Raw genomic sequence first — 25,069 nt, 5'->3', positions numbered from 1 at the left:
ACGGGTTCAGACCTCCAGTGCGGCGAGGCCGGGGAGCGTCTTGCCCTCGAGGTATTCGAGGGAGGCGCCACCACCGGTAGAGATGTGGCCGAAAGCGTTCTCGTCGAAGCCGAGCGTGCGCACGGCCGCGGCCGAGTCGCCACCGCCGACGACGGTGAAGGCGCTGCTGTCGACGAGGGCCTGCGCGATGGCGCGGGTGCCTCCGGCGTAGTCGGGGTGCTCGAAGACTCCCACGGGACCGTTCCAGAAGACGGTCTCCGCGTCGGCGATCTTCGACGCGTACAGCTCACGGGTCTTGGGACCGATGTCCAGACCCTCCTTGTCGGCGGGGATCTTGTCCGCGTCGACGGTGACGAACTCGGCCGGGGTCTTGCCCTTGAGGTCGGGGAAGTCCTGGGACGCGAGGATGTCGACCGGCAGGACCAGCTCGACGCCGGTCTCCTCGGCACGCTTCATGTACTCGTTGACGACCTCCACCTGGTCCTTCTGGAGCAGGGAGATGCCGACCTCGTAGCCCTTGGCGTAGAGGAACGTGTACGCCATGCCGCCGCCGATCAGGATGCGGTCGGCCTTGCCGAGCAGCTCGTCGATGACGGCGAGCTTGTCGGAGACCTTGGCGCCGCCGAGGATCACGACGTAGGGGCGCTTCACGTCCGCGGTCAGCTTCTTCAGGACGCCGACCTCGGTGGCGATGAGGTAGCCGGCCGCGTGCGGGAGGCGCGCGGGCAGGTCGAAGACCGAGGCGTGCTTGCGGTGGACAGCGCCGAAGCCGTCGCCGACGTAGATGTCGGCGAGCTCGGCGAGCTGGTCCGCGAAGGCGCCGCGCTCGGCGTCGTCCTTCGAGGTCTCACCGGCGTTGAAGCGGAGGTTCTCGATGACGGCGACCTGGCCGTCGGCGAGCGCGGCGACGGTCTCCTTGGCGGAGGCTCCGACGGTGTCGGTGGCGAACGCGACCTGCGCGCCGAGCAGTTCACCGAGGCGGGCCGCGGCCGGGGCGAGCGAGAAGGCCGGGTCCGGGGCGCCCTTGGGGCGGCCCAGGTGCGAGGCCACGACCACGCGGGCGCCGGCCTCGGCGAGCTTCGCGATGGTCGGCTGGACGGCGCGGATGCGGCCGTCGTCGGTGATGGCGCCGTTCGCGAGCGGCACGTTGAGGTCGGCGCGGACGAAGACCCGCTTGCCGGAGACGCCTTCGGCGAGAAGTTCGTCGATCGTCTTCATGTGTTTCTACTCCTTGTACGAGAGGGACAAGGCAAGCAACAGGGCCCGAACGGCGCTTCGTCGCGCCGCTCGGACCCTGTACCTACATCCTGGTGCCTGCCCTGGTGGTTAGAGCTGACCGCCAACGAAGACCGTCAGGTCGACGAGACGGTTGGAGTAGCCCCACTCGTTGTCGTACCAGCCGATGACCTTGACGTTCTTGCCCTGGACCATGGTCAGGGAGGAGTCGAAGGTGCACGAGTACGGCCAGTTCACGATGTCGGAGGAGACGATCGCGTCCTCGGTGTAGTCGAGGATGCCCTTGAGCTGGCCTTCGGCTGCCTTCTGGAATGCGGTGTTGACCTCGTCCTTGGTGACCTCGCGCTCGAGCTCGATGACCAGGTCGGTCACGGAGCCGGTCGGGACCGGGACGCGCATCGCGATGCCGTCGAGCTTGCCCGCCAGCTCCGGGATCACCAGCGCGGTGGCCTTGGCGGCACCGGTGGTGGTCGGGATGATGTTCTCGGCGGCGGCGCGGGCGCGGCGCAGGTCCGAGTGCGGGAAGTCCAGGATGCGCTGGTCGTTCGTGTACGCGTGGACCGTCGTCATCATGCCCTTGACGATGCCGAAGTTCTCCAGGAGAACCTTGGCCATCGGCGCCACGCAGTTGGTGGTACAGGAGGCGTTGGAGATGACGTGGTGGTTGGCCGCGTCGTACTTGTCGTGGTTGACACCCATCACGATCGTGATGTCCTCGTCCTTGGCCGGGGCCGAGATGAGGACCTTCTTCGCGCCGGCCGCGATGTGCTTGGCGGCGTCGGCCTTCTTCGTGAAGATGCCGGTCGACTCGATGACGATGTCGGCACCCAGCTCGCCCCAGGGGAGGTTCGCGGGGTCGCGCTCGGCGAAGGTCTTGAAGGTGTTGCCGCCGACCGTGATGGTGTCGGCCGTGTGGGAGACCTCGTGCTTGAGGCGGCCCAGGATGGTGTCGTACTTGAGCAGGTGAACAAGGGTCGCGTTGTCAGTCAGGTCATTGACACCGACGATCTCGATGTCCGCTCCCTGCTCAAGGAGCGCCCGGAAGTAGTTGCGGCCAATTCGACCAAAACCGTTGATGCCTACGCGGATCGTCACGAACCGATCTCCTCGTTGGTGCGCCGGTAAGTCCGCCGGCGAGCTGTATGGGATGTCCCCGACCGCTTACGACCCTACCTCTCTGTGAGCTTCTGGGTGACATCGACCGGGGGCTGACACGCCCCGAGGCCCTGGGCCGGAAAGCCGGCACGGGACCTCGGGGACTTTCGTCCCCGTCACTCAGGGTGAGCGGCGGGTGGGGCGGCTGGTCAGCGGTTCAGCGAGCGAAGCGCCTTACCGACGAGTAGGGTGCGGTCGGCCGCTGCCGGGAGGTGCTCCAGGCCGAAACCGAGGAGGACCGTGTCACGCGTAGTGACCGACGCGTAGGACTTGAAGAGCTCCCCGGACCGGGACCAATCGCCCGGAACATCAGGACTTCCGGCAGGTGCGCCCTGGGCGGTCCAGACCCCGAGGGACGTCTCGAAGCCCTCGACGGCCCCGTCGGCTCCGCCCACGCTCAGGCGTGCCTCGTCCGCGAAGACACCGCGACCGCCCGACCCGGGGTCGGTGATGTAGGAGAGCGAGACCTCGACGCTCTTGCCCGCGTACGCACTCAGGTCGAAGGAGACCTGCTTCCAGCCCCCGGAGGACCCGGTGAAGCTGTTCCAGGTCCCGCTCGTGCCCTGCGCGGTGCAGCCGCCGGAGTCGAGGGTGAGGTAGCGGCGCAGGAACGGGTGGCCGTTGACGAAGAACCCGGCCCCGCACTCCTCGGGAACGGTCGTGGTGCTCAGGCCGCCCGCGTCGGGCAGCGTGGTCCAGTCGTCCCCGCCGGCCGTGCGGACCTCCAGCACCGCGTGGTCGTAGCCCTCTTCGGTGTTCCAGTTCAGGGCCGTCTTGAGCTGCGGCTTGTCGGCCGCGGTGACCCCGGTCAGGTCGATGGTGCGGGTCAGGCGCTTCCAGTCGTCGTCGACGTGGGTGGCCGCGGCCATCCCGGTGCCGGCGAAGGGCGCGTACGGGTTCACGACCCCGGCGTACTGGCCTGCCTGCGCACTCTTGAACTGCGGGAACTGCGCGGGGGCCAGGGTCTCGGACGTCACCGTGTAGGACCCGGGGGCGTTGAGCGGGTTGCCCGCCGCGTCCCCGAGGCCGCCCTTGGCCCCGGCGAGGGAGCCGGCGCCCGTGAACCCGGTGGGACCGCTGACGCTCGCCCGGCCGAAGGCGCCGAGCCAGTACTGGCTGAAGTCGTTGGTGACGGCGCGGCCGACCTGGGCGTTGCCGCCCGCCAGTTCACCGGCCTCGATCAGCTTGCCGCCCTCGTTCAGGAAGTCGCGTACGGCGAGCTGGGTCTCGCCGCCGGGGGTCTTGGCGCCGGTGTAGTGGACGGCCGTACCGAAGTGGGAGAGCACGCCCAGGTGGTGCGGCGCTCCCTGGGCGGCGACGTCCCAGACGGCCGCGGACCTGCCGTTGGCGCGCAGTGCGTCGACGTAGGTCTGGGCGTGCTGGGCCGTGGCGCCCTCCTCGGCGATCACCAGTACGTCCGCGCGCGGGCGTTCGGCCACCGTGTAGGTGAAGTGCTCGCTGGAGACCTGCTTGCCGCGGTCGCGGCCGGTGAACCAGACCTCGACCTTGTCGCCGGGCTTCGCGCCGTCCACCCGGGCCCGGTACTCGTCGAACCAGTTGTTGTCCTCGCCGCCGTAGACCTCGCCGCCCTTCCAGGCCTTGAGGTCCTCGTCGTGCGTCCGGCCGCCGTTGATCCGGAAGTTGAGCTCCTTGTCCTGGAGCGCCTTGCGGGCGGTGACGGAGACCGTCTGGTCATCGCCGCGGGCCGCGTAGGAGGTGGTGAAGGGGTCCAGGGTGAAGTCCGGGGCGCTCAGGCCCACGGGGGACGCGGGCCGGTCCGGGTGCGCGGCGCTCTCGCCGACCGCGAGGGCGAAGGGGACGTTCTTGGCGAACTCCGCCTGGATGAGCTTCTCGTCGTCCGGGAAGTTGAAGCCGGAGGCGCAGTCCTCGGGCTTCCACCGGTCGTTCGGGTCGATCTCGGAGGCCGTCTGGCAGGTGGTCATCTCCGGGGTGAACATCATGATGCCGTTGGCGTTGGACGCGTGTCCGTCGGCCTCGCCGTTGGTCGTGTACAGCTCGGAGGAGACCTGCGGGTAGTAGCCGGGGACGCCCGGGTTCTCCGGGGTGCCCGCCAGCGTCTTGTAGGCCACGTCGTCCGGGGTGGGGGTGGCCACCTGCCAGCCCACGCCGTAGAGCAGCAGCTCGGCGGCGGAGTGGTAGTTGATGGCGTAGTCGAAGCCGATGCGCTTCTCGAACCGGTCGAGGGCCTCGGTCTCGGGCTCGGAGGAGGCCTTGGTGCCGCGGTAGGTCTCGCTCGACTGGTTCGGGGATGAACCCTCGTTGTCGTAGCCCCACTTGAAGGCGAAGTTGCGGTTGAGGTCGACCCCGTCGCCGGCGGTGATCCTGCCGTCGGCGTTGTTGTCGCGCAGGTTCTTGCGCCACAGCCGCTGGCCGTCGGGGGCGTGCGTGTAGTCGTAGCCGTCGGGGTTGGCGGAGAGCAGGAACCACAGCTCGGTGGAGTCCACCAGCTTGGTGATCCGCTGGTCCTTGCCGTAGTTGTCCAGGGTGTGGTGCATCAGCCGCCGGGTCATCTCGGGGGTGATCCACTCCCGGGCGTGCTGGTTGGACATGTAGAGGACGGAGGGCTTGTCGCCGTCCTTGCCCTTCTTGGCGTTCTTGGTGACCTTGAGGGCGAGGATGTCCTTGCCCTGGACGGTCTTGCCGATGGAGACGACTTTGGTGAGGCCGGGGTTCTCCTGGGCGGTCCGGAGGATCTCCTCCTGGAGGCCGCCCTTGCCGCTGTACGGGCGGAAGACCCCGTCGCCGGCGGCCTGGGAGCGGGCCGCGGCTTTGGCCGGAACCTTGCGCTCGGCGAGCTTGATGCCCTGCGCCGCCAGCTCCGCGGCCTGGTCGCCGGTGAGGAAGAGCTCGACCTTGGCGGTCCCGGTGTCGGGGGCGCGTTCGGAGAGCTCGTGGGCGTCCTGCCCGGCCGCGAGGACGAGCGGTACCTGTTCCTTGGTGATGTCGGCGTCGTAGACCCGCACCTCGTCGGCGGCGGCCCGGTCGGGCGCCGTGGACTGGGCCTGGGCCGCCGCGGGCAGTGCGGCGAGTGTGGTTCCGAAGACGAGTGCGCTTGCGGCGAGGATCGATCTCGCGCGGTGCCTCATGTGCCCCCCTGGGCGTCGTCTGCCACGAAAGCTTCGGACGACAGGCTCACGATCAGCCCATGCTCATGTCAATGGGGCGTGCCGAGAAGGAGCCCGCACGAGTGATCGCGCGGACCCCTTCCGGTGTACGGGGGCTAGCCGGCCATGTTGTCGGCCATCTCCTCGCTGAGGTCGAGGTTCGACTCGGTGCCCGGGATGCCGAGGTCCTGGGCCCTCTTGTCGGCCATCGCCAGCAGGCGGCGGATCCGGCCCGCGACCGCGTCCTTGGTCAGCGGCGGGTCGGCGAGCGCGCCCAGCTCCTCCAGGGAGGCCTGCTTGTGCTCCATGCGCAGCCGGCCGGCCGCGGCGAGGTGCTCGGGGACCTCTTCGCCGAGGATCTCCAGCGCGCGCTGGACCCGGGCTCCGGCGGCCACCGCGGCGCGCGCCGAGCGGCGCAGGTTGGCGTCGTCGAAGTTGGCGAGGCGGTTGGCGGTGGCGCGGACCTCGCGCCGCATCCGCCGTTCCTCCCAGGCCAGCACCGAGTCGTGGGCGCCGAGCCGGGTCAGCAGGGCGCCGATCGCGTCGCCGTCCCGTACGACGACCCGGTCCACGCCGCGGACCTCGCGGGCCTTGGCGGCGATGGAGAGCCGGCGGGCGGCGCCGACCAGCGCCAGGGCGGCCTCCGGGCCGGGGCAGGTGACCTCCAGGGAGGAGGAGCGGCCGGGCTCGGTGAGCGAGCCGTGGGCGAGGAAGGCCCCGCGCCAGGCCGCCTCGGCGTCGCAGGTGGCCCCGGAGACCACCTGCGGGGGAAGTCCCCGGATGGGGCGGCCGCGGCCGTCCACGAGGCCGGTCTGGCGGGCCAGCTGGTCGCCGCCGGCGACGACCCGGACGACGTAGCGGTTGCCGCGGCGCAGTCCGCCGGGAGCCATGATCACCAGGTCCGAGGAGTGCCCGAAGATCTCCAGGATGTCCTTGCGCAGCCGGCGGGCCGCGATGCCCGCGTCCAGCTCCGCCTCGATGACGATCCGTCCGCTCACCAGGTGCAACCCGCCCGCGAACCGAAGAATCGCCGAGACCTCCGCCTTCCTGCAGCAGGTGCGGGTGACGGGCAGGCGGGCGATCTCATCCTTCACCGCGGGCGTCATCGCCATGGGCCGATCCTTCCATGCATCCGAAAAATACGGTCGTACGCGGCGGCGAGCAGCTCCGGATCATGCTTCGGAGAGCCGTCTTCCCTGGCCACGGGCGCCAGCTCGACCGCGGCACCGAACCGTTTTGCGGCATCGGCGAGGGACTCGCGGTCGGGCACGGCGGCCTCGTCGGCCAGCACCACGTCCAGGGCGAGTTTAGGGGCGTGTCGGGCCAAAACCTCCAAATGACGCTGCGGAGAGAAGCCCTCTGTTTCGCCGGGTTGCGGAGCGAGGTTCAGCGAGAGGACCCGCCGGGCCTTGGTCTCGACCAGCGCGTCGAGCAGTTGCGGCACCAGCAGGTGGGGGATCACCGAGGAGAACCAGGACCCGGGACCGAGCACCACCCAGTCGGCGTCCAGCACCGCCGCGACGGCCTCCGGCACGGCCGGCGGGTCGCCGGGCACCACCTGTACGGAGAGCACCTCGCCGGGGGTGGTGGCGACGGTGGCCTGCCCCCGGACGGTGTCCACGTCCCCGGGGCGGGCCGGGTCGTGGCCCCTGACCAGGGCCTGGAGCTCCAGCGGCACCGCCGACATCGGCAGTACGCGGCCCTGGGCGCCGAGCAGCTTCCCGACCAGGTCGAGGGCCTGGACGGGGTCTCCGAGCTGTTCCCACAGCGCGACGATCAGCAGGTTTCCGACCGCGTGCCCGTGCAGATCGCCCTCGGACTGGAAACGGTGCTGGATGACCCGGGCCCAGGTCTGGCCCCAGTCGTCGTCCCCGCACAGCGCGGCCAGCGCCTTGCGCAGGTCGCCGGGCGGCAGTACGCCGAGCTCCTCGCGCAGGCGTCCGCTGGAGCCGCCGTCGTCGGCGACGGTGACCACCGCGGTGAGGTCACCGGTGATCCGGCGCAGGGCGGCGAGGGAGGCCGAGAGCCCCATGCCGCCGCCCAGCGCCACGACCTTGGGTGCGACCACCTTGGGGGCCGCGCCGCGGCGCAGGCCGGTGCGGCCCACGCCGTCCTCGGCCCTGCCGGAGGTGAGCCGGCGCAGGCGGCGCAGCCTCAGGGTGCGACCGGTCACTCGCGCCCCATGTCCCTGTGGACGACGACGGTCTCGACTCCTTCGGAGGCGAGGCGGGCGGCGAGCTTCTCGGACATGGCCACGCTGCGGTGCTTGCCGCCCGTGCAGCCGACGGCGATGGTCACGTACCGCTTGCCCTCGCGGCGGTAGCCGGTGGCGATGAGCTGGAGCAGCTCGGTGTAGCGGTCGAGGAACTCCTTGGCGCCGGGCTGGCTGAAGACGTAGCCCGACACCTCCTCGTTGAGCCCGGTGAAGGGGCGCAGCTCCGGGACCCAGTGCGGGTTGGGGATGAAGCGGCAGTCGACGACGAGGTCGGCGTCGACGGGGAGGCCGTACTTGTAGCCGAAGGACATGACGGTGGCCCGCAGCTCGGGCTCCTCGTCGCCCGCGAACTGGGCGTCCATCTTGGCGCGCAGCTCGTGCACGTTGAGGCTGGAGGTGTCGATGACCAGGTCGGCGTCCCCGCGCAGCTCGCGCAGCAGGTCGCGCTCGGCGGCGATGCCGTCCACGATGCGGCCGTCGCCCTGGAGGGGGTGCGGGCGGCGGACCGACTCGAAGCGGCGGACGAGCGCGTCGTCGGAGGACTCCAGGAAGACGATGCGCCGGGTGACGCCGCGGGCCTCCAGGTCGGAGAGGGACTCGCGCAGGGCGTCGAAGAACTGGCGGCCGCGGACGTCGACGACGACGGCGATGCGCGCCACATTGCCCTGCGAGCGGGCCCCGAGCTCCACCATGGTGGGGATCAGCGCCGGCGGGAGGTTGTCGACGACGAACCAGCCGAGGTCCTCCAGGCACTTGGCCGCGGTGCTGCGGCCGGCCCCGGACATTCCGGAGATGATCACCAGCTCGGGGATGGCCGCCTCGGCGGTATCTCCGGGCTCCACTGTCAGGCCCGTACTCACCTGTGCTCCGTCTCGGTCGTGCTCGGTCTCGTGCGCGGTCACGTGCTCGGACTCGTGCTGGGTCATTGCTCGGTCCCCCGTTCGGACGATGCCCCCGCCGACGCGGGGATCTCATCCTCAATGATCTCCCCTGTCGCCGTGTTGACGGCAGGACCAGCGGGAACCGCCTGGGCGAGGGCCGCGGCCACGGTCTCGGCCGTCTTGCGGCCTATGCCCGGGACCTCGCAGATCTGGTCGATTGTCGCCTGTCTCAGCTTTTTCACCGAACCGAAGTGCTTGACCAGGGCCAGCTTGCGGCTCTCGCCGAGGCCGGGCACATCGTCCAGCGGGCCCGATTTCAAGCGCTTGCCGCGCTTGTTGCGCTGGTACTGGATCGCGAACCGGTGGGCTTCGTCACGCACCCGCTGGAGCAGGTAGAGGCCCTCGCTGGTGCGGGGCAGCACGACGGGGTCGTCCTCGCCGGGCAGCCAGACCTCCTCCAGCCGCTTGGCCAGGCCGCACACGGCCACGTCGTCCACGCCGAGCTCCTCCAGGGCCCGCTTGGCGGCGGCGACCTGCGGCTGCCCGCCGTCGACCACGACGAGCTGGGGCGGGTACGCGAAGCGCCTGGGGCGGCCGTCGTCCTCCTCCGGGGCCTCGCCGTCGGCGCCGTCCTCGGGCCACTCCCCCGTCTTCAGCTTCTCCTGGAGGTAGCGGCGGAAGCGCCGGGAGATCACCTCGTGCATGGAGCGGACGTCGTCCTGCCCCTCGAACGACTTGATCTGGAAGCGCCGGTACTCGCCCTTGCGGGCGAGGCCGTCCTCGAAGACGACCATGGAGGCCACCACGTCGTCGCCCTGGAGGTGGGAGATGTCGAAGCACTCGATGCGCAGCGGGGCGCTGTCCAGCTCCAGGGCCTCGGCGATCTCCTCCAGCGCCCGGGAGCGGGTGGTGAGGTCGCTGGCCCGCTTGGTCTTGTGCAGGGCGAGGGACTGCTGGGCGTTGCGGTGGACGGTCTCCATCAGGGCCTTCTTGTCCCCGCGCTGCGGGATGCGCAGGCTGACCTGGGAGCCGCGGCGCTCGGCCAGCCACTCGGTGAGGGCCGGGGTGTCCTCCGGGAGCGCCGGGACCAGCACCTCCTTGGGGACGGCCTCGCCCTTCTCCTCGCCGTACAGCTGCTGGAGGGCGTGCTCGACGAGCCCGGCGGTGTCGACGGCCTCGACCTTGTCGGTGACCCAGCCGCGCTGGCCGCGGACCCGGCCGCCGCGTACGTGGAAGATCTGCACGGCGGCTTCGAGCTCGTCCTCGGCGACCGCGATCAGGTCGGCGTCGGTGGCGTCGGCGAGGACGACGGCGTTCTTCTCCATGGCCCGGCGCAGGGCCCCTATGTCGTCGCGCAGCCGGGCGGCCTTCTCGTACTCCATGTCCTCGGCGGCCTCGCGCATCTGCGCTTCGAGGCGGGAGAGGTAGGTGCCGGTGCGCCCGGCCATGAAGTCGCAGAAGTCCTCGGCCAGTTCGCGGTGCTCCTCGGGGGTGACCCGGCCGACGCAGGGCGCGGAGCACTTGCCGATGTAGCCGAGCAGGCAGGGGCGGCCGATCTGGGCGGAGCGCTTGAACACCCCGGCGGAGCAGGTGCGCACGGGGAAGACGCGCAGCATCAGGTCGACGGTCTCGCGGATGGCCCAGGCGTGTCCGTAGGGGCCGAAGTAGCGCACGCCCTTCTTCTTGGGGCCGCGCATGACCTGGACGCGGGGGTACTGCTCGTTCATGGTGACGGCGAGGGAGGGGTAGCTCTTGTCGTCGCGGTACTTGACATTGAACCGGGGGTCGAACTCCTTGATCCAGGAGTACTCCAGCTGGAGCGCCTCGACCTCGGTGGAGACGACCGTCCACTCGACGGCCGCGGCCGTGGTCACCATCGTGGCGGTACGCGGGTGCAGCCCGGCGACGTCCTGGAAGTAGCTGGCCAGGCGTTGGCGCAGGCTCTTGGCCTTCCCGACGTAGATCACCCGGCGGTGCTCGTCGCGGAATTTGTAGACCCCCGGAGAGTCGGGGATCTGTCCAGGCTTTGGGCGGTAGCTGGAAGGGTCGGCCATGCCAACCACCCTACTGGCGAGGTGCGACAACCGGACCGTTCCCCGCCTCGCGGCGGCGGGAGTGCGTCCCCGGCGGGACGCACTCCCGTGGGCGGGCGCCGGGGTCGCCGGCGCCCGCCCGTGGAGTGGAGCCCGGGGCTCAGACCCCCGACCGGGCCCGGCGCGACCTGCGCACCGCGAGCGTGCCCAGCGCCCCGAGGGCGAGGGCGCCGGCCGCGGCTCCGGCCGGCACGGGCAGGGTCCCGCCGTCACCGGCTCCGCTCCCGGCCCCGGCCCCGGCCTCGGCCGCCAGGGCCGCGCCTTCCGCACCGGTCCCCGGATCGGCGTAGCCGCCGGCCTTGCCGCCCTTGGCGTAGGCGGAGCCGGGCAGCTTGTCGCCGTAGGCCTTGGCGACCCGGGCCTGGTAGGCGCTCAGGGTCGTGCCCCGCTCGCCCACGGCCCGTACGGCGTCCTCGTCCAGCGGCAGCACCCGGCTGCCGTCGGCGACGTACCAGGCGTCGATCTGCGGCTCCCGGAACACGGTGCCGCCCGGGAGTCCGGCGGCGCCCAGCTGTGCGTAGCGGAACTCGTCGTCGCCGGTGGCTATGTTCACGACCTGCCAGCCCGCCTCGGTCCTGGCGGTCCACAGGGCGGCCTGCTGGCCGTCGGAGGAGACCGCCTTGCTGGCGAGGAACTCCAGGCGGGCGACGCTCGCGCCGGGCTTGCCCGCGACGAAGTCCGGGGAGAGGTGGCTGACCGGGATCGCCTCGCCCTCGATACGGGGCTGCGCGGCGGCCACGCCGACCTTGCCCTCGCGGGCGAAGAAGCGGGACAGCGTGGCCAGGGTGTCGGGGGCGGTGGCCGCCCGCGCGGCCGCCGCCCGGGTCTCGGCGGTGGCGGACTGCGGCTGCGGCACGGGCGCGGCGAAGGCCTGCGGGGCGAGCGCGAGAACCGCGGTGGCGGCCAGGAGCAGGGCTGCGGCGCGCGGCGTACGAGGTGCGTGGGCCATGGCGGTCACGCCCCGATCCGGTAGAGCGAGTGGGTCCAGGAGAAGGTGCTGTTGTCCACGTACCAGGCGTGCGAGGCCCAGTTGTAGCGGTCGCTGGAGGGCCACGGGTCGCCCCAGTAGACCCAGCTGTTGGCGGTGTCGTAGCCGTAGATGACGTGCATGTGGCCGCCGCCGTTGGACCACTGGATGCGGGTCTCGATCGGGCGGTTGGCGTTGATCTCGGTCTGCACCGTGGGGTAGCGCAGCCAGCCGGTCACGTACGAACCGGAGTTGATGCCGGCCCAGTCCAGGGCGTTCTGGACGTTGCCGAGGGTGGCCTGGTTGTTGGGGCAGTCGTACCCCTGCTGGCGGTTGAAGGCGGCGTTGCAGAACTGGTTCTGGGTGTAGTTGCGGCCGAACCAGGTGGCGATGGTGTTGCCGCCCGCGGCCCAGCACCAGTTGGTCTTCTGCTGCGCCTGCATCGTGATGTTCAGGCGCTTGGTCGCGAGGGCCGTGTCCGATCCGGCATCGGCGGCGGTGGCGGTGCCGGCGGACAGGGCGAGGAGCAGGGTGGTGAGGAAGGCGGCCAGGGTGAGCCGCCCGTTTCTGTTGCGCATCGCGTTCCTCCCGATGTGGGGAGTGGGGGGTGGAGGACCGCGTCCGGACGCTGTGGAGGAGCATCGTGGTGTTGTCGCGAGCAGGTCAACAGGCTTCAATACGCCGTGACATTGCGGTGTGAACGGTGGGACTGCGGTGTGAACGTCTGCCGTCCATTCACCTGGAACCACCCGGCCACGGGCGTCACCGCCGCGGCCTCCCGCACCATCGTGCGTGAACGTTCACAAGAGGAGCCGTCATGCGCCCGACCGGGAACCCCACGCCCGAGCTGGCCCACCTCCTGCGCGCCGGGCCCTTCCACCTCGCGCTCCGCGCCGCGCTCACGGCGCGCGGACTGCCCCTGCACCGGGTGCAGCACCGACTCGCGGCCCGCGGCATCAAGGTCGGCGTGACGAGCCTCAGTTACTGGCAGCAGGGCGCCCGAAGACCCCGCCGCGCCGAGTCCCTGAAGGCCGTACAGGCGCTGGAGCAGATCCTGGAACTGCCCGACGGCACCCTGCGGCGGCTGCTCGCCGAGCCGCGGGACGCCGCCGCCGGGCCCGAGGCGGTCCGGCCGCCGGCCCGCTCGTACCGGGCGCTGATCAGCGTGGGCGCGGCCGTGGAGGAGCTCCTGGCCGGCATGGAACTGCCCGCCGACGGCGGCCTGCACACCGTCGGCCACCACGAGCGGGTACGGGTCGGGCCCGCCGGGGAACTCCTGGGCCACGAGTCGCAGCACGTCGTACGGGCCCACCGCGACGGGGTCGACCGGTACCTGGCCGTCCACCACGGCGACCCCGGCTCCGACCCGGCGCGGGTACGGGTGCGGGCCGACGAGAACTGCCGGCCCGGACGCGTGCGCTGGCACCGCGAGGCCGAGGTGCTCGTCGCCGAGCTCCTCTTCGACGCCAGGCTGCGCGCGGGCGACACGTACGTCTTCGGCTACGGCTTCGAGGACGGCACCGGCGGCCGCAGCGCCGAGTACGTGCGCGGCTTCAGCTACACCGGCGGGCAGTACGTGCTCCAGGTCCGCTTCGACGAGGCGGCGCTGCCGGTGCGGTGCCACCGCTTCAGCCGGACCGGGCCGGGCGCGCCGCGCGGGCAGGTCTCGGACCTGACCCCGAGCGGGCGGCACCGGACGGTCCACCTGGTCGAGCCGTGCGTGGGGCGCGGGATCCTCGGGATCGCCTGGGACTGGGAGTGAGCCCCCCCCCGGGCCCCCTGCGGTCCTGGCGCGTCGACCGTACGGGGCACTAGCCGGCGACGAGCTTGCCGCCCTCGACCTTGACCGGGACCTCGGGCAGCGGGTCGGTGGCCGGGCCGCGCAGGACCTGGCCCGTCGTCACGTCGAAGCGGCTGCCGTGGCAGGGGCAGTTGCCCTCCCCCTCGACGATCTTGTCCAGGACGCAGCCCGCGTGCGTGCACTGGGCGCTGAAGGCCTTGTACTGGCCGGCTTCCTTGCAGCTGACGACGAGCTTGCGCTCCCGGAACAGCTTGGCACCGCCGACCGGGACCTCGGTCGCCGCGCCGAGCTCGACGGGCTCGGCGGGGACCGCCGGGGAGCCGGCGCCGCTGTTGGTCTCGGTGGAGCAGGCCGCGAGGGTCAGTCCGGCCCCGGCGGCCCCGGCGAGCGCGGCGGCGCCCTTGAGGACGGTACGGCGGGCGGCAGACGGCGACGCGGACATGGGGCTCCTCGGCTTTCGGCAGTTCGGTACTTCGGCAGTTCGGCAGTTCGGCGCGCCGGACGTGGTGTTTCGGCACGGTGTTCGGCCCACCCGACGATACCGGCGCCCGATGGGATACCTTCCCCCGCGTGATCGTCGTCGGCGGAGAAGCCCTGATCGACCTGGTGCCCGTGGCGCAGCCGCCGGGCGCGCTGCTGCCACGGCCGGGCGGCGGACCGTACAACACCGCGCTCGCTCTCGGCAGGCTCGGGGCGGAGGTCGCCTTCTGCTCCCGGGTCTCGGCGGACGGCTTCGGCGAGAGCCTGCTGTCCGGGCTGCGCGCGGCCGGGGTCGACCTGTCGCTGGTGCAGCGCGGCCCGGAGCCCACCACCCTCGCCGTGCCCTCGCTCGCCCCGGACGGCTCGGCCGCCTACGGCTTCTACGTCGAGGGCACGGCGGACCGGCTCTTCGAGCTGCCGCCCGCGCTGCCCGCCGGTGCACGCGCCCTGGCGCTCGGCACCTGTTCGCTCGTCCTGGAGCCCGGGGCGAGCGCGTACGAGGCCCTGCTGCGCCGGGAGTCCGGGCGCGGGCTGCTGACCCTGCTCGACCCCAACATCCGGCCCGCGCTGATCGCGGACCCCGCGGCGTACCGGTCCCGCTTCCTGGAGTGGCTGCCGTACGTGTCCGTGCTCAAGCTGTCGGAGCAGGATGCGGCGTGGCTGGGCGGCCGGGTCGGCGACTGGCTGGCGGCGGGCCCCTCGGCTGTGGTGCTCACCCGGGGTGCGGCGGGCCTGACGGTGTGGACGAGCGGCGGCGCGGAGCACTCCGTGGCGGCGCGCCGGGTGCCGGTGGCCGACACGATCGGCGCGGGCGACACGGTGAACGCGGCGCTGCTGCACCGGCTTTCGACCCCGGCCGGGCGGGTGGCCCCGGCGCACTCCGCGGACTGGCCCGATGTACTGGCCTACGCCGCCCACGCGGCCGCGCTGACGTGCACGCGGGCGGGCGCGGAGCCGCCGTACGCGGCGGAGCTCTGACGCTTCGACCCGCGTTCCACCGGGCCGCGAGCGTCCGCCCGCGCCCGCGGTGGCACCCTGAGGGAAATCGGGGGCGAGCAACGGCTCACCCACCCCTCTGGTCCGGGAGCTCAGGGATGAAGATCACGGTGTTCGGAGCCACGGGCGGCGTCGGCCGCGAGGTCGTCCGGCAGGCGCTGGCGGCGGGCCACGACGTGACGGCCGTGGTCCGCGACCCCGCGCGGCTGGGTGTGCCGGCGCACGACCGGCTGGACGTGGCCGTGGTGCCCGACCTCACGGACGCCGAGGCCCTGGTCCCGGTCCTGGCGGGCCGCGAGGCCGTGATCTCGGCGCTGGGCGCGGGCACCAACAAGCAGGCCAAGCGCAGCCCGGTCACAGGTCCCGCGGTACGGGCCATCCTGGCGGCCATGGACCGGGCGGGCGTGAGCCGCCTGGCGGTGGTCAGCGCGGCCCCCGTCGGCCCGGACGTCCCCAGCGACGGCGTGATCGCCCGCAAGGTGCTCCTGCCCGTCCTGCGGTGGTTCCTGAGCGACCTGTACGCGGACCTGGCGGTCATGGAGACGGCGATAGGCGCGAGCCGCGCCCGCTGGACGGTGATCCGCCCGCCGCGCCTGCTGAACAAGCCGCGCACCGGCAACTACCGCCGGGTGATCGGCGCGAACGTGCCGGACGCCCGCACCATCTCCCGCGCGGACGTCGCGGACGCGCTCCTCGTCACCCTGACGGACCCGGCGACGACCCGCCAGGCGGTGGGCATCGCATCCTGAGGCCACCATCCGGCCGAACCCGGCCCAGCCGCGCCGAATCGGGCGCCGCCAGACCACGTCCAGCCCCGTCGGCGATGTGAGGCGCGGGTCCGGGGCGGAGCCCGCAACGGCGCCGCACACGCAAGCGGGGCCCGGCCACAGGCCGAGCCCCACCGCCCAAGCCCAGCGCAGCGGCTACGCCTTGCGGGCCCGCGCCGTCGTCTTCTTGGCCGGAGCCGCCTTCTTCGCGGCCGCCGCCTTCTTGGCCGGGGCCTTCTTGGCCGCGGCCCGCACCGGCGGCGCGCCCGCGTCGGAGATGCGGTCCGCCCCGAGGATGTCCCGGAGGAACTTGCCGGTGTGGCTCGCGCCGACGGAGGCGACCTGCTCGGGGGTGCCCTCCGCGACGACGAGCCCGCCGCCGTAACCGCCTTCGGGGCCCATGTCCACGACCCAGTCCGCCGTCTTGATGACATCGAGGTTGTGCTCGATGACGATCACGGTGTTCCCCTTGTCGACCAGGCCGGACAGCACCTTGATCAGCTTGGAGATGTCCTCGAAGTGCAGGCCGGTCGTCGGCTCGTCCAGAACGTAGACCGTCCGTCCCGTCGAGCGCTTCTGAAGCTCCGAGGCCAGCTTCACGCGCTGCGCCTCACCGCCCGACAGGGTGGGCGCCGACTGCCCGAGCCGCACGTACCCGAGGCCGACCTCGTTGAGGGTACGCAGATGACGGGCGATCGTCGGCACGGCCTCGAAGAAGTCCAGCGCCTCCTCGATCGGCATGTTCAGGACTTCCGCGATGGACTTGCCCTTGTAGTGGACCTCCAGCGTCTCCCGGTTGTACCGGTCGCCGTGGCACACCTCGCACGGGACGTAGACGTCCGGCAGGAAGTTCATCTCGATCTTGATCGTGCCGTCACCGGAGCAGTTCTCGCACCGGCCGCCCTTCACGTTGAAGGAGAAGCGGCCCGGCAGGTAGCCGCGCACCTTCGCCTCCATGGTCTCCGCGAAGAGCTTGCGCACGTGGTCGAAGACGCCGGTGTACGTCGCCGGGTTCGAGCGCGGGGTCCGGCCGATCGGCGACTGGTCGACATGCACGACCTTGTCGACGAGGTCGTCCCCGTCCACCCGCGTGTGCCGTCCCGGCACCGAGCGGGCGCCGTTCAGCTCGCGCGCCAGGTGCGTGTAGAGGATGTCGTTGACGAGCGTGGACTTGCCCGACCCCGACACGCCCGTGACGGCGGTGAGCACGCCCAGCGGGAAGGACACGTCGATGTCCCGCAGGTTGTTCTCCTTGGCGCCGTGGACGGTGAGCCTGCGCTCCCCGTCCACGGGACGGCGCACGTCCGGCAGCGGGATGGACCGCTTGCCCGACAGGTACTGGCCCGTCATCGACTCGGGGTTCTTCAGCAGCTCCCTCAGCGAACCGCTGTGCACGACCTTGCCGCCGTGCTCACCCGCGCCGGGGCCGATGTCGACGACCCAGTCGGCCACCTTGATGGTGTCCTCGTCGTGCTCGACCACGATCAGGGTGTTGCCCATGTCCCGCAGCCGCACCAGCGTCTCGATCAGCCGGTGGTTGTCCCGCTGGTGCAGGCCGATGGAGGGCTCGTCCAGGACGTACAGCACGCCCACGAGGCCGGAGCCGATCTGCGTGGCCAGCCGGATGCGCTGCGCCTCGCCGCCCGAGAGGGTGCCGGCGGCGCGGTTGAGCGAGAGGTAGTCCAGGCCGACGTCGACGAGGAAGCGGAGCCGCTCGTTGACCTCTTTCAGGACCCGCTCGGCGATCTTCTTGTCGCGGGCGTCGAGGCGCATCTGCCCCAGGAAGTCCGCGCACTCGCTGATCGACATCGCGGCGACCTCGGCGATGGACTTCTCCATCACGGTCACGGCGAGCACGATCGGCTTGAGCCTGGTGCCCTCACAGGTCGGGCAGGGCACCTCGCGCATGTAGCCCTCGAAGCGCTCGCGGCTGGCGTCGCTCTCGGACTCCGAGTGCCGGCGCTTGACGAACGGCACGGCGCCCTCGAAGGCCGTCGTGTACGCGCGCTCCCGCCCGTACCGGTTGCGGTAGCGGACCTCGATCTGCGTCTTGTGGCCGTACAGCAGGGCCTTCTTCGCCCGCAGCGGCAGCCCGGCCCACGCGATGTCCGTCCGGAAGCCGAGCTCCTGGGCGAGGGCGCCGACCAGGCGCTGGAAGTAGTCCTTGGTGTGGCCCAGCGACCACGGCGAGACGGCGCCCTCGTCCAGGGACTTGTCCTCGTCCGGGACGATCAGCTCCGGGTCCACCTCCATGCGCGTACCGATGCCGGTGCACTCGGGGCAGGCGCCGAAGGGCGAGTTGAAGGAGAAGGAGCGCGGCTCCAGCTCCTCGAAGGACAGGTCGTCGTACGGGCAGTAGAGGTGCTCGGAGTACATCCGCTCACGCTCGGGGTCGTCCTCGGCGAGGTCGACGAAGTCCAGGATCACCATGCCGCCCGACAGACCGAGGGCGGTCTCCACCGAGTCGGTGAGCCGTCGCTTGGCGCCTTCCTTGACGGTGAGGCGGTCGATGACCACCTCGATGGTGTGCTTCTCCTGCTTCTTCAGGGTGGGCGGCTCGGAGAGCTGGATGGTCTCCCCGTCCACCCGCGCCCGGCTGTAGCCCTTGGTCTGCAGGTCGGCGAAGAGGTCCACGAACTCGCCCTTGCGCTCGCGCACGAGCGGCGAGAGCACCTGGAAGCGGCTGCCCTCGGGGAGTGCGAGCACCTTGTCGACGATCGCCTGCGGCGACTGCCGCGAGATCGGGCGGCGGCACTCGGGGCAGTGCGGCTTGCCGATGCGCGCGAAGAGGAGGCGGAGGTAGTCGTAGACCTCGGTGATGGTGCCCACGGTGGAGCGCGGGTTGCGCGAGGTGGACTTCTGGTCGATCGAGACGGCCGGGGAGAGGCCCTCGATGAAGTCCACGTCGGGCTTGTCCATCTGCCCGAGGAACTGGCGGGCGTACGAGGAGAGCGACTCGACGTACCGGCGCTGGCCCTCGGCGAAGATCGTGTCGAAGGCCAGGGAGGACTTGCCCGACCCGGAGAGTCCGGTGAAGACGATGAGGGAGTCGCGGGGCAGGTCTAGCGAGACGTTCTTGAGGTTGTGCTCGCGAGCGCCACGAACGATGAGACGGTCGGTCACGCCGGTCCGCACCTTTCTTGAGAGAGCGGGGGCACGGGCCCCCGTCCCAGGGTATGGGGGGCGCCTCTGCGATGGAGTTGGAGTCTGGACTTCCGAGCGTATAGCACGCACATTCGATTTACGGCACTCCGCAGACCGCTTCACCCGATCGTGTGGCCGCCCACTCGGGAACCACTAGGCTCGGACCATGAGTGATCATGTGCACGACCTGCGATCTGTACGTGAAGCCACGGAGCGACTGCTGACCGCGGCCGCGAAACTGGACAACGCCGCACTGGCCGGTGAATCACACCTGCCGGGGTGGACCCGCGGCCACGTGCTGGCGCACCTCGCCCGCAACGCCGATGCCCTCGTCAACGTCTTCGAGGGGCGCCCGATGTACGAGAGCGCCGCCTCGCGTGACGCGGACATCGAGCGCGACGCCGGCCGGCCTCTGGAAGAACAACTGGCGGACGTCCGTGATTCCGCGGACCGCTTCATGGCCACCACCGAGCCTCCCCAGGACTGGTCCCGCACGGTCGAGCTGCGCAACGGCATCACCGACCTCGCCTCCAACGTGCCGTTCCGCCGGCTCGTCGAGGTCGAGCTGCACCACGTCGACCTGAACGTCGGCTACGAGCTGGCCGACCTCCCCGGCGAGTTCACCGAGCGCGAGATCGTCTTCCTCGCCGACCGCTGGTCCGGCCGCCCCGAGGTGCCCCCGGTGACCCTGACGGCGCCCGCCGGCGACACCGGCGTCCGCACCTGGCACACCGGCGGCCCCGACGGCGCCCCCGTGACCGTCACCGGCCCCGCCGACGAGCTCCTCGGCTGGCTCGCCGGCCGCGGCACCAAGGGCGCCCACCTGTCCGTCGAAGGCGGCCCCCTCCCCGCCCTCCCTGCGCTCTAGGATCGAGTCATGACGTACAGCGGAGCGGTCAAGGTCGGCGGTGCTGCCGACGTGCACGAACTCGCGGACCTGATGATTTCCAAGGTCGCGGTGGGCGCGATGAACAACAACGCCTACCTGCTGCGCTGCCGGGCCACCGGCGAGCAGCTGCTGATCGACGCGGCCGCCGAGGCGGACACGCTGCTCAACCTGATCGGCGACGACGGCATCGCGTCCGTCGTCACCACCCACCAGCACGGCGACCACTGGGGCGCGCTCCAGGAGGTCGTCGCGGCGACCGGCGCGCGCACCTACGCGGGCGCGTACGACGCCGAGGGCATCCCGGTGGCGACCGACGTGCTCGTCGCCGACGGCGACACGGTGCGCGTCGGGCGCGTGGAGCTGACCGCGCGGCACCTGGTCGGCCACACCCCGGGGTCGATCGCGCTCGTCTACGACGACCCGCACGGGCACCCGCACGTGTTCACCGGCGACTGCCTCTTCCCGGGCGGCGTCGGCAACACCTGGGGCGACCCGAAGGCCTTCGCCAGCCTCATCGACGACGTCCAGCACAAGCTCTTCGAGCAGCTGCCCGACGAGACCTGGGTCTACCCGGGCCACGGCAACGACACCACCCTCGGCGCCGAGCGGCCGCACCTGGCCGAGTGGCGCGAGCGCGGCTGGTAGCGGGCGGACCAGCAGGCACGGGGACGCGGGGACGCGGGGACACGGTCAACGCCGCGGTCCCCGCGCACTCCTTTCGGTCGATGATGACCGAACGCCCACCCGGAGGGCCGGGGACGGGGTAATTGCTGCACCATGGCTCAAGACCCCTCCCCGACTACCACCTCTCCCCCCTCGATGCTGCGGCTCGCCTCGGCCTCCCTCGCGGGCACCGCGATCGAGTTCTACGACTTCTTCGTCTACGGCACGGCCGCGGCCCTGGTGCTCGGGCCGCTGTTCTTCCCGTCCTTCTCCCCGCTCGCCGGGACCCTCGCCGCCTTCGGCACCTTCGGGATCGGCTTCCTCGCACGCCCGCTGGGCTCGGCGGTTTTCGGCCATATCGGCGACCGCTACGGCCGCCGCCCCGTGCTCCTCGGCTCCCTGCTCCTCACCGGCGTCGCCACCGTCGCGGTCGGCTGCGTACCGACGTACGGCTCCATCGGCGTGGCCGCGCCGATCCTGCTGCTCCTGCTGCGCTTCCTGCAAGGACTCGGGCTCGGCGGCGAGTGGGGCGGGGCGGTGCTGCTGACCGCCGAGCACGCGCCCGAGCGGCGGCGCGGACTGTGGTCGAGCTTCCCGCAGATGGGCCCGGCGGTGGGGTTCCTGCTGGCCAACGGCCTGATGCTGGCCCTGTCGGCCGGCCTCAGCGACGGGCAGTTCCGGTCCTGGGGCTGGCGGGTGCCGTTCTGGGCCGCCGGGCTGCTGGCGCTGGCCGGGCTGTGGCTGCGCCGTACCGTGGAGGAGACCCCGCAGTTCCGTGCGCTCGCCGACACCGGCCGCCGGGCCGAGGCCCCGCTGGCGGAGGTCGTACGGGGACACTGGCGGCTGCTCCTGCTCACCGGCGGCGCGCTCGCGGTCGGGTACGCCGTCTTCTACGCCGTGACCACCTGGTCCCTCGCGTACGCCACCGAGCACCTCGGGGTGCACCGCACGGTGATGCTCGCCTGCATCATGGCGGCGGTCGCGCTCAAGGGCCTGGTGACCCCGCTGGTGGCGCTGCTCGGCGACCGCTACGGCCGCCGGCCCCTGTGCCTGATCGGCTGCGCGGCCTGCGCGCTGTCGATGTTCCCGTTCGTGGCGCTGCTGCGCACGGCGGATCCGCTCCTGATGACGCTGGGCTTCGTCGGCGCCCTGTTCGGGATGGTGACGATGTTCGCCGTGGTGGGCGCGTACCTGCCGGAGCTGTACGCGCCGCGCATCCGCTGCACGGGCGCGGCCGTGGGCTACAACCTGGGCGGCGTGCTGGGCGGGGCGCTGACCCCGATCGTCGCGACGGCGCTGGCGGACGGCTCCGGCCCACCGTGGGGCGTGGCCGTGTACCTGACCGGGATCGCCGTCGTCTCACTGGTCTGTTTCGCCCTGCTGCCCGAGACGAATCCGGTGGTCGTACGGGCCAGGGCGGGCGCGGGAACGGGAACGGGGGCGGCCGAAGCGGCCGCCCCCGCATAGCTCCGCGGCGCAGGTCAGGCGTCGATGCTCTCGGTGCGGGCGGCGGCCTCGGCCGCCGCCTGCTTCTTCGAGGCCATCAGGCTGGTGATCGTGGTGATCACCAGGACGCCGCAGATGACGCCCAGGGAGACGGGGATCGAGATGACGGGGACGTGCACCCCGCTCTCGTGCAGGGCGTGCAGCACGAGCTTGACCCCGATGAAGCCCAGGATGATCGACAGGCCGTAGCTGAGGTGGACCAGCTTCTTGAGCAGGCCGCCGATGAGGAAGTACAGCTGGCGCAGGCCCATGAGGGCGAAGGCGTTGGCCGTGAAGACGATGTACGGGTCCTGGGTGAGGCCGAAGATCGCGGGGATCGAGTCCAGGGCGAACAGCACGTCGGTGGTGCCGATGGCGAGCATGACGACCATCAGCGGGGTCAGGACGCGCTTGCCGTTGTTCTCGATGAAGAGCTTGGTGCCGTGGTACTTGTCGGCGACGCCGAACTTCTTCTCGACGGACTTGAGGAGGCGGTTCTCCTCGAACTCCTCATCCTCCTCGTCCTTGCGCGCCTCCTGGATGAGCTTCCAGGCGGTGTAGATCAGGAACGCGCCGAAGATGTAGAAGACCCAGGAGAAGCTGGCGATGATCGCGGCGCCCGCCGCGATGAAGATCGCGCGCAGCACCAGGGCGATCAGGACGCCCACGAGCAGTACGCGCTGCTGGAGGTGGGAGGGCACCGCGAACTTCGCCATGATCAGGACGAAGACGAACAGGTTGTCCACGCTCAGGGACTTCTCGGTGATGAATCCCGCGAAGAACTCCTGGGAGGCCTGGCCGTTGCCGAAGAACCACAGGCCGAGCCCGAAGAGTCCGGCGAGGACGATCCAGACGACCGTCCAGGTGCCCGCTTCCTTGATCGATACGTCGTGCGGTTTGCGGCCGATGAAGAAATCGGCGCCGATGAGCAGGGACAGACCAAGAATGGTCAGCGCCCACAGGGTCCAGGAAACTTCCATGGTGAACACGCCTCCGGCGGATGGCTCAGCACTTCGTCAGCGTCATCGCTGCCGGAGGTCTCTTCCACCCGGGCGGCCTGGAGGCCGTGGGCCGGCGCCCCGGGACCGACTGCGTTCTGTGAACCGAAGTCGTCCGTATTGACGGGCACGCCGTAGCAGGAAAGCAGGAATACTCCCCTCCGCCCTCAAAGGGTACCCGTAACGGGCCCATAAGGTAAAGGGAATCCCAAAGGACGGTCAGTGGATGGTCATCCCCGGGTCGTCTTCACCCTCTCCAGGGCCTGGTCGAGGACCCGGCTGCCCTGCGGCGGCAGGTCCGGCTCGAAGGTCCAGGCGTGGTGGACCCACGGGTCGGCGAGGTGGTTGTCCGGGACCGGGGAGAGCCGCATCAGCGAGCGCCACAGCGGGTCCAGCAGCGGCCCGTACGCCGAGGCCTCGTCACGGTCGGCGACCATCAGCAGGTGCACGCCCACCGCCGGACCCTCGTCGGCCAGGTAGCGCAACTGGGTGACGGCCCGGTCGTCGAAGCCGTGCGGGAAGTCGTGCACGATCAGCAGCTGGTCGGCGGTGTCCACATCGGCCGGCAGGTCCTCCGGGGCTCCGGCCCGCACCGCCATCTGTACGAGGTCCACGCGCCGGGTCAGCCGCGCCAGGGTCTGGGTGACCCCGGCGGAGCCCGCGGCGGGCGGCGCGGCCAGCACCCCGGCCCGTACCAGCGGCGCCAGCGCGGCCGCTCCGGCGCCGGCCGCGTCTATGACGTGGACGGAGATGCGGTCGGCGGGGTGGACCGCGAGCAGTCGTGCGGCGTGGGCGACGGCCATGTCCATGGCGGCCCGGCGCAGCCGGTCGGTGTCCATGGCCATCGCCGCCTCGGAGCCGGTGCGGCCGTTGTCGATCCACAGGCCGCGCTCCAGCGGGACCCGGACCAGCATCGGAATGCGCAGGTCGGGCCGCTCGGGCAGGTACAGATCGCCGAGGCGCAGCGCCAGCGGCGCCTCCTCGGGCAGCCCGGCCGACCGGCCGTCGTGCCAGACGGGGTTGTCCCAGCGGGCGTACGAGGCCGGCAGCGCGGGCTCGATCACCTCGGACTCGGCGACGAGCTGGGCGAGGTCCCGGTCGAGGACGGCCCGGGCCTGCCCGACGAGCTCGTCGCGGCGGGCCCGGGCGGTGTCACGGGCGGCGTTGCCGGAGCCGCCGAGGCGGTGGCGGGGGTCGGACAGCGCCTCGTCGAGCTCGCGCTCCATGCGGTTGTCGGCGAACTCGACGGCGCCGCGGTAGGCGGCGACCGCGCGCGCCAGGTCCTCGAACATGCCCCAGACCTGGTTGTAGAGCCGCTCCTCCATGGACCAGCCGGCGGCGTCGCCCGCGACGGGGCTCGGCGGCAGGCCGGGCTGCGGCGGCGGGGCCGCCTGCGGGGCGGGCTCGGGCGGCTCGGTGCTGGTGGGGCGGCGGCGCGGGTGGGAGTAGCTGATGGTCGCGTCACCCGGGGCCGGGGCCGGGGCCGCAGCCGCAGCGGCAGCGGCGGACGCCGGCGGCTGCGTGGGCGCGGGGCCCGGCGTGCCCGCGTACGGGACTCCGGACACCGGGACCGCGTCGGAGTCGGCCGCCACGGGGACGGGGTCCGCCGCGACCGGGGCCGCGACGCAGGCGTGCACGCGCGCGGCCAGGTCGGCGGCGGCGGGGGCGCTGAGCCCCTGGTCGGTGAAGAGGGCGGGGAGCCCGTCGGCGTACCCCTGGCCGACGGCGCGGACCTTCCAGGCCCCCTGGCGGCGGTAGAGCTCCAGGGCCACCACGGCGGTCTCCGCCTCCAGCCCGGTCAGGGTGTACTCGGCCAGCTCGGCGCCGTCCGGGCCCGCGACGGCCACGTGCGAGGCCGCGACGGCACCGAACCGGGCCGGGCCGCCCGCGGGCAGCGCGAGCAGGACGGCGACCCGGTGCACCCCGGCGGCCACCGCGTCGAGGTCGACGGCGAATCCGTGCCGGGCGGCGGCCCCTTCGGGCGCCTCGACACCCGGAAGGCCGCGCGCACCGGGGTGCGCGACGTCCTGCGGGCCGGTCACGGCGCCCCGCTCGTCCCCGAGCGAGGCCAGGGCGAGCACCGGGGTGCCCGCCGAGACCGTGATCCGCACCCGGTGTTCGGACAGGGCGTGGTTCTGCCCCCGGACCAGTTCGGCCGCCATCGCCTCGTCTCC

19 protein-coding genes are annotated in these 25,069 nt (G+C 71.8%); 6 read left to right on the top strand and 13 right to left on the bottom strand.

The annotated features are described in order from the left end of the window. Window positions 1-6: 6 nt before the first annotated feature. The 9 genes from ACZ7GJ_RS34060 to ACZ7GJ_RS34020 form a co-directional block, all read right to left on the bottom strand. Window positions 7-1,218 (bottom strand): phosphoglycerate kinase, encoded by a 1,212-nt coding sequence (locus tag ACZ7GJ_RS34060; RefSeq protein ID WP_470757255.1) that lies wholly within the window; start codon window positions 1,216-1,218, stop codon window positions 7-9. A 108-nt stretch (window positions 1,219-1,326) separates the two neighbouring features. Further along, on the bottom strand, window positions 1,327-2,331 hold the full coding sequence (gene gap / locus ACZ7GJ_RS34055) for a type I glyceraldehyde-3-phosphate dehydrogenase (protein WP_393818897.1): 1,005 nt from the start codon (window positions 2,329-2,331) through the stop codon (window positions 1,327-1,329). Between the two features lie 209 nt (window positions 2,332-2,540). After that, on the bottom strand, window positions 2,541-5,498 hold the full coding sequence (locus ACZ7GJ_RS34050; protein WP_470757253.1) for a M14 family metallopeptidase: 2,958 nt from the start codon (window positions 5,496-5,498) through the stop codon (window positions 2,541-2,543). 134 nt (window positions 5,499-5,632) lie between these two features. After that, entirely contained in the window at window positions 5,633-6,628 is a 996-nt protein-coding gene (gene whiA, locus ACZ7GJ_RS34045; protein WP_365920770.1) for a DNA-binding protein WhiA, read from the bottom strand. Continuing rightward, on the bottom strand, window positions 6,619-7,689 hold the full coding sequence (locus ACZ7GJ_RS34040; RefSeq protein ID WP_470757251.1) for a gluconeogenesis factor YvcK family protein: 1,071 nt from the start codon (window positions 7,687-7,689) through the stop codon (window positions 6,619-6,621). The genes whiA and ACZ7GJ_RS34040 overlap by 10 nt, the downstream gene beginning before the upstream one ends. Then, complete coding sequence (gene rapZ, locus ACZ7GJ_RS34035) at window positions 7,686-8,657, bottom strand: RNase adapter RapZ (protein WP_470757249.1); 972 nt, start codon at window positions 8,655-8,657, stop codon at window positions 7,686-7,688. The genes ACZ7GJ_RS34040 and rapZ overlap by 4 nt, the downstream gene beginning before the upstream one ends. After that, window positions 8,654-10,666, bottom strand: a complete 2,013-nt coding sequence (gene uvrC, locus ACZ7GJ_RS34030; RefSeq protein WP_470757247.1) for an excinuclease ABC subunit UvrC — start codon at window positions 10,664-10,666, stop codon at window positions 8,654-8,656. Before uvrC ends, rapZ begins: the two co-directional genes overlap by 4 nt. A 139-nt stretch (window positions 10,667-10,805) precedes the next feature. Continuing rightward, on the bottom strand, window positions 10,806-11,654 hold the full coding sequence (locus ACZ7GJ_RS34025) for a hypothetical protein (protein WP_470757310.1): 849 nt from the start codon (window positions 11,652-11,654) through the stop codon (window positions 10,806-10,808). Between the two features lie 5 nt (window positions 11,655-11,659). Further along, complete coding sequence (locus ACZ7GJ_RS34020; protein WP_470757245.1) at window positions 11,660-12,250, bottom strand: papain-like cysteine protease family protein; 591 nt, start codon at window positions 12,248-12,250, stop codon at window positions 11,660-11,662. Window positions 12,251-12,489: 239 nt separating this feature from the next. On the opposite strand from ACZ7GJ_RS34020, the gene ACZ7GJ_RS34015 reads away from it, so the two are divergent. Continuing rightward, on the top strand, window positions 12,490-13,434 hold the full coding sequence (locus ACZ7GJ_RS34015; protein ID WP_470757243.1) for a hypothetical protein: 945 nt from the start codon (window positions 12,490-12,492) through the stop codon (window positions 13,432-13,434). Window positions 13,435-13,483: 49 nt separating this feature from the next. On the opposite strand, the gene ACZ7GJ_RS34010 is transcribed toward ACZ7GJ_RS34015, so the two are convergent. Then, complete coding sequence (locus tag ACZ7GJ_RS34010; protein WP_470757241.1) at window positions 13,484-13,915, bottom strand: Rieske (2Fe-2S) protein; 432 nt, start codon at window positions 13,913-13,915, stop codon at window positions 13,484-13,486. A 128-nt stretch (window positions 13,916-14,043) separates the two neighbouring features. Here ACZ7GJ_RS34010 and ACZ7GJ_RS34005 point away from each other — a divergent pair, with 128 nt between their 5' ends. Both ACZ7GJ_RS34005 and ACZ7GJ_RS34000 read left to right on the top strand, forming a co-directional pair. Next, window positions 14,044-14,931 (top strand): carbohydrate kinase family protein, encoded by an 888-nt coding sequence (locus ACZ7GJ_RS34005; RefSeq protein ID WP_470757239.1) that lies wholly within the window; start codon window positions 14,044-14,046, stop codon window positions 14,929-14,931. Between the two features lie 116 nt (window positions 14,932-15,047). Then, a complete protein-coding gene (locus ACZ7GJ_RS34000) occupies window positions 15,048-15,698 on the top strand; it encodes an NAD(P)-dependent oxidoreductase (RefSeq protein ID WP_470757237.1) in 651 nt (216 codons plus the stop codon). A 174-nt stretch (window positions 15,699-15,872) separates the two neighbouring features. Here the strand turns inward: ACZ7GJ_RS34000 and uvrA are convergent, their stop codons facing one another. After that, window positions 15,873-18,839 (bottom strand): excinuclease ABC subunit UvrA, encoded by a 2,967-nt coding sequence (gene uvrA / locus ACZ7GJ_RS33995; protein ID WP_470757235.1) that lies wholly within the window; start codon window positions 18,837-18,839, stop codon window positions 15,873-15,875. A gap of 187 nt (window positions 18,840-19,026) precedes the next feature. On the opposite strand from uvrA, the gene ACZ7GJ_RS33990 reads away from it, so the two are divergent. From ACZ7GJ_RS33990 to ACZ7GJ_RS33980, 3 genes are all read left to right on the top strand, one after another. After that, window positions 19,027-19,728, top strand: coding sequence for a maleylpyruvate isomerase family mycothiol-dependent enzyme (locus tag ACZ7GJ_RS33990; protein ID WP_470757233.1), 702 nt, complete (start codon window positions 19,027-19,029; stop codon window positions 19,726-19,728). Window positions 19,729-19,737: 9 nt separating this feature from the next. After that, window positions 19,738-20,394 (top strand): MBL fold metallo-hydrolase, encoded by a 657-nt coding sequence (locus ACZ7GJ_RS33985; protein ID WP_470757231.1) that lies wholly within the window; start codon window positions 19,738-19,740, stop codon window positions 20,392-20,394. Between the two features lie 174 nt (window positions 20,395-20,568). Next, on the top strand, window positions 20,569-21,879 hold the full coding sequence (locus tag ACZ7GJ_RS33980; protein WP_470757229.1) for an MFS transporter: 1,311 nt from the start codon (window positions 20,569-20,571) through the stop codon (window positions 21,877-21,879). Between the two features lie 14 nt (window positions 21,880-21,893). Here ACZ7GJ_RS33980 and ACZ7GJ_RS33975 read toward each other — a convergent pair whose 3' ends face one another. Continuing rightward, complete coding sequence (locus ACZ7GJ_RS33975) at window positions 21,894-22,877, bottom strand: TerC family protein (protein ID WP_470757227.1); 984 nt, start codon at window positions 22,875-22,877, stop codon at window positions 21,894-21,896. A 248-nt stretch (window positions 22,878-23,125) separates the two neighbouring features. Continuing rightward, window positions 23,126-25,057: a TerD family protein gene (locus tag ACZ7GJ_RS33970; RefSeq protein ID WP_470757225.1), complete on the bottom strand. Its 1,932-nt coding sequence runs from the start codon at window positions 25,055-25,057 to the stop codon at window positions 23,126-23,128. Between the last annotated feature and the right edge of the window lie 12 nt (window positions 25,058-25,069).

This window comes from Streptomyces sp. NPDC037242, assembly GCF_055604165.1.
The sequence above is the reverse complement of the archived record's forward strand: the minus strand, read 5'-3'. Positions and strand labels throughout refer to the sequence as shown.

Excerpts from the sequence above, each read along its gene's own strand:
- ACZ7GJ_RS34050 (WP_470757253.1), bottom strand. The coding sequence starts at position 5,498 with ATGAGGCACCGCGCGAGATCGATCCTCGCCGCAAGCGCACTCGTCTTC.
- ACZ7GJ_RS33985 (WP_470757231.1), top strand. The coding sequence starts at position 19,738 with ATGACGTACAGCGGAGCGGTCAAGGTCGGCGGTGCTGCCGACGTGCAC.
- ACZ7GJ_RS34020 (WP_470757245.1), bottom strand. The coding sequence starts at position 12,250 with ATGCGCAACAGAAACGGGCGGCTCACCCTGGCCGCCTTCCTCACCACC.
- ACZ7GJ_RS34025 (WP_470757310.1), bottom strand. The coding sequence starts at position 11,654 with ATGGCCCACGCACCTCGTACGCCGCGCGCCGCAGCCCTGCTCCTGGCC.
- ACZ7GJ_RS34000 (WP_470757237.1), top strand. The coding sequence starts at position 15,048 with ATGAAGATCACGGTGTTCGGAGCCACGGGCGGCGTCGGCCGCGAGGTC.
- ACZ7GJ_RS33970 (WP_470757225.1), bottom strand. The coding sequence starts at position 25,057 with ATGGCGGCCGAACTGGTCCGGGGGCAGAACCACGCCCTGTCCGAACAC.
- rapZ (WP_470757249.1), bottom strand. The coding sequence starts at position 8,657 with ATGACCCAGCACGAGTCCGAGCACGTGACCGCGCACGAGACCGAGCAC.
- ACZ7GJ_RS34010 (WP_470757241.1), bottom strand. The coding sequence starts at position 13,915 with ATGTCCGCGTCGCCGTCTGCCGCCCGCCGTACCGTCCTCAAGGGCGCC.
- ACZ7GJ_RS33990 (WP_470757233.1), top strand. The coding sequence starts at position 19,027 with ATGAGTGATCATGTGCACGACCTGCGATCTGTACGTGAAGCCACGGAG.
- ACZ7GJ_RS34060 (WP_470757255.1), bottom strand. The coding sequence starts at position 1,218 with ATGAAGACGATCGACGAACTTCTCGCCGAAGGCGTCTCCGGCAAGCGG.
- whiA (WP_365920770.1), bottom strand. The coding sequence starts at position 6,628 with ATGGCGATGACGCCCGCGGTGAAGGATGAGATCGCCCGCCTGCCCGTC.
- ACZ7GJ_RS34015 (WP_470757243.1), top strand. The coding sequence starts at position 12,490 with ATGCGCCCGACCGGGAACCCCACGCCCGAGCTGGCCCACCTCCTGCGC.
- ACZ7GJ_RS33975 (WP_470757227.1), bottom strand. The coding sequence starts at position 22,877 with ATGGAAGTTTCCTGGACCCTGTGGGCGCTGACCATTCTTGGTCTGTCC.
- ACZ7GJ_RS33980 (WP_470757229.1), top strand. The coding sequence starts at position 20,569 with ATGCTGCGGCTCGCCTCGGCCTCCCTCGCGGGCACCGCGATCGAGTTC.
- uvrC (WP_470757247.1), bottom strand. The coding sequence starts at position 10,666 with ATGGCCGACCCTTCCAGCTACCGCCCAAAGCCTGGACAGATCCCCGAC.